The 3,919-nt window shown below is 40.8% G+C and carries 2 protein-coding genes; both read right to left on the reverse strand.

From position 1 onward, the window contains the following. Positions 1–683: 683 nt before the first annotated feature. On the reverse strand, positions 684–2,237 hold the full coding sequence (locus QZ055_RS08445; protein ID WP_295826146.1) for a nitrite/sulfite reductase: 1,554 nt from the start codon (positions 2,235–2,237) through the stop codon (positions 684–686). Positions 2,238–2,517: 280 nt separating this feature from the next. Continuing rightward, positions 2,518–3,909 carry a cation:dicarboxylate symporter family transporter gene (locus QZ055_RS08450; RefSeq protein WP_303930065.1) on the reverse strand — a complete coding sequence of 464 codons (1,392 nt, stop codon included), beginning with the start codon at positions 3,907–3,909 and terminating at the stop codon, positions 2,518–2,520. Between the last annotated feature and the right edge of the window lie 10 nt (positions 3,910–3,919).

The following is a 3,919-nucleotide window of genomic DNA, read 5'->3' on the forward strand; positions in this document are numbered from 1 at the left end:
GTAAATAACATCTGATAAATCCTCCAAACACTACTATAAAGCCTATTATAACACACAAAATCAAGTGATATCTAGTTTTAACCAATCATTCTAATTGTAATGATGCTAGCTTATCACTATATATTGCCCTTTCGGATGGGGCCCCGTTTCGTTAGTACAACTTGGTAAAAAAAGTAAGGATACCCTTGCTTGCTCCGTTCTTCGCAAAGTCGCTGCACAAGCGCATCCTTACTTTTTTATCACGCTATTTGTAAAGATGTCCCATCCAAAAGTCAACTATAATCAAGTTATAAGCACTCCCAAGCACCATTACAATTAATCTATAAAATAAATCTAGAAAACACTAAAATTTTACACCCTATAATAAGCTTTAGAGTAGTGGCGCCACGCCCACCATGTGGGAAAAAATAGCCTGCAACTAGGATTTAGAGTAGTGGCGCTATGCCCACCGTAGGGGAAGGACTAGCCTGCGGCTAGTCTCTCCCTTTCCCCATCATATAAAAGCATTTGAGTAAAGATCAGATGTAGCTTGTGATGGGACTAGTTAATAGCAGACGCTCAAATAATAAAAAGAGGTCCCTATGCAGCGACTTTGCGAAGAACGGAGCAAAGAGGGACCTCTTTTTATTATTTATTGAGTTGTCGCAATCTAACGGGGCCCCATCACAAGCGGAAAAGGAAATTTACTCAAATGCTTTTATAAGTTCCATGTATTCCGCTTTGTGTGTCATTCTCCATGTACCAAAGTCTGGTTCTGGGGATTGGTTTAGGATGTTTGCCAAGGCTTCCAAGAATTCTGGGATTTTTGTGGCTACGATATTACCTGCCATTTTACCGAAGTTTTCGGAGCCCATGTGTTCGGAACCACCGTCTACGAGGATAAAGGCTACGGTAGGTTTCTTGTCTACTAATTTTACAGCTCCGTGGAAACCAATTTCACCGATTTGGTGTGTACCACAGGAGTGTGGACAGCCCGAGATGTGTAAACGAGGGAGTTTACTTGTATCTACACCTTTTTCTTCAAGGTGTCCGAAGATATCTTTCAATAGGCCATTGGAGTCTTGCATACCAATTTGACATACTGTGGAGCCTACGCAGGATACGGAACGACGGAAATCATTTCCCGCACTGTCGTCTGTTAACTCTGCGATTTTACGAGCCTCATCAGCAGTAAGGTTGATGAAGAACAATGCTTGGTCTGGCGCAATACGCGCTTCTACTTGATCAAGTGTTACAGCATAATCAAGAGCAGCCAATAGGTGTTCTACATTAGCATCGCCACCTGCCGGATGGTATTCTACGTAGTATAAACCTTCTTGTTTTTGACGGTGAATACGATCGTTTTCCACCGAATTATCACGCTTACCAGTTTTTGTAATTTCATAAGCATAGTCAGCTGGATTAATGGTTAATTGTTCCACTTCTTTCACCATCGCCAATGTTTCTTCATAGGTCTTGATGAAAGCTTCAGCTCCACCCATTTCCGCAGGCATATAGCGAGTACGAGCCTTGCCACGGTTTTTGAAATTTCCATGGTTAGCAAAGACCATAAGCATAGCTTTCACATGGTATAAAACATCCTCAGGCGCCACATCGTGCGCTACAGGAATACCAATACGAGGATTTGGGCCAATACCACCACAAGCGTATACATCAAAGGTATTGTGTTTCGTTAAATTGAAACCAAGGTCCTTGAACGTAGCATGCGGCGTACTATCAAAGCCATTATCGATACCCATTTTAAATTTGCGAGGGATTTTGATGTAGAACATTTGCTCTAGAAGAAACTCGCTAATAGCCGTTGCATATGGCGTAATATCTAAGGTTTCACGAGGATCAATACCGCGCAAAATACTAGCTACCACATTTGGATTGTCACCACCAGCACCGCGGTTATAGATACCGTGATCATAACATTCTTTATATAGATTTAGAATTGTATCACCATCGAGGCCATGCATTTGCAAACATTGGCCAGTAGTGAAATGTACGTGCTGCAAATTATATTTGCGAATAGAGTCCGCTAAAAACTGCATGTGCTCGCGTGTCATGCGCCCACCGTTGAAGCGCCAACGGCTCATACCAGAGTTAGCACCACGCTCAGCATAACTACCATAGGCACCGGATTGCCCTTTATAGTCTGCAATAGACATTTCTTTCTTATAGAACTTATGCGTCATATCTTCAAACTTTGGATAATCTGCAATTAATCGATCTTTCAACTCTTGTGTAATCATATTAGTACCCTCTTGGCTTATATTTATTAAGCATAATACAGAACTTTTCATAGGCTAGTATACCATACACGCATACGTATGTTAGTAGCCAAGCTCACAATTTTAATATCAATTACAAATAATATGCTTTACAATCTGTAATAATAATTACTTTTAATAAGAGCCAAATCAACATAGAGTAGATTTTAAAATAAAAAAAGAACAGCCCGAAGACTGTTCTTTTTGTTTAGTTTTAATGTGAAACTAACCATCCTTTCAAGTCAGTTTCTAAGGCCTAAGATTAGACACGACCTTCATTAGGGTTATTATATGCGTCTTTATCGATAGTGCCCATAATCTTATCTACTACGAGAGCATTTGTTAAGGAACCAGATACGTTCAAGCATGTACGACCCATGTCGATCAATGGATCGATAGCAAGAATTGGGCTGATGGATGTGAAGTACGCACCAAGACCTGTACCACTAAGGGATACAGATGCAGCCATTGTAGCTGTACCAGGAACGCCTGCGATACCAACGGAACCGATAGCGATAACGATAACACTCATAATATACATAGTCAAATCAAATGGGATACCCGCCACGTTAGAGATGTACACAACAACAAGTGCTGGGAATACGCCGGCACAACCTTGCATGCCTGCAGTAGTACCGAAGGATGCTACTGTATTTGCTGTTGTAGCATTTACGCCAAGACGTTTTGTCAATGTTTCAACAGTTAAAGGCAATACGCCCATAGAGGAACGGGATGTGAAAGCTAACAAGAGTGGAGCTTTTGCTTTTTTGAAGTATGTAATCGGGTTGTAACCGAAGCTAGCAATCAAGATAGCTTGAACAACGAACATAACCAAAAGGCCAACGTAAATCAATACTACGAATAGACCCATGTCTAAGATAGCTTGCAAGCCACGTGTTGCCAATGTAGATGCCAATAAAGCAACTACGCCGTAAGGCATAAGACCGATAATGAAGTCTGCAACCCAGGAGATTAATTGGTGAAGCTCATCAAATAGCTTAGTAAAGATTTCCATGCTATTTGTGCCTGTTTTCTTCAACAAACGAGCAACACTACCCAAGATGATTGCAAATACTACGATACCGATAACATTTGTTTCAGCTGCAGCTTGAATTGGATTACTTGGAATCAATGCACGGAATGTATCAACCATCGGTTTAATTTCACGAATCTTTTTACCAGATTCAACGATATCAAAGCCTTGACCTAAGCCGAAAGCATTACCCAAGATAAGGCCAACGATAGCAGCAACAGCTACCATGCCAAGATTTGTAGAAACCATGGCAACCACTAATTTCTTAAGGTTCGCACCTGCTTCCATGTGCAAGATAACATGTACAATGGAGATAAATACAATAGGAATAACAAGCATGCGGATCAAATCAATAAAGCCGCCACCCACAAGGGAGAACCACTTAGTACTTTCCTTGATGTAAACCACTTTAGAAGGATCATCTGGGAAGCCTGCAATAATTTGAATAGCAATACCAAGTACGGCACCAACAATAGTACCAATAATAACGAGATTACCAAAGGATGTACCCTTGCGTTGCAAAGCATAAATACCGATTAACGCGAGCACAAACACTGCGATAATACCAATACTTAATGGATTGCTTAACATGAGGTAATCTGTAAAGAATGGAATATTCATAATACACCTC

This window comes from uncultured Veillonella sp. (assembly GCF_905209685.1).
Classification (GTDB): Bacteria; Bacillota; Negativicutes; order Veillonellales; family Veillonellaceae; genus Veillonella.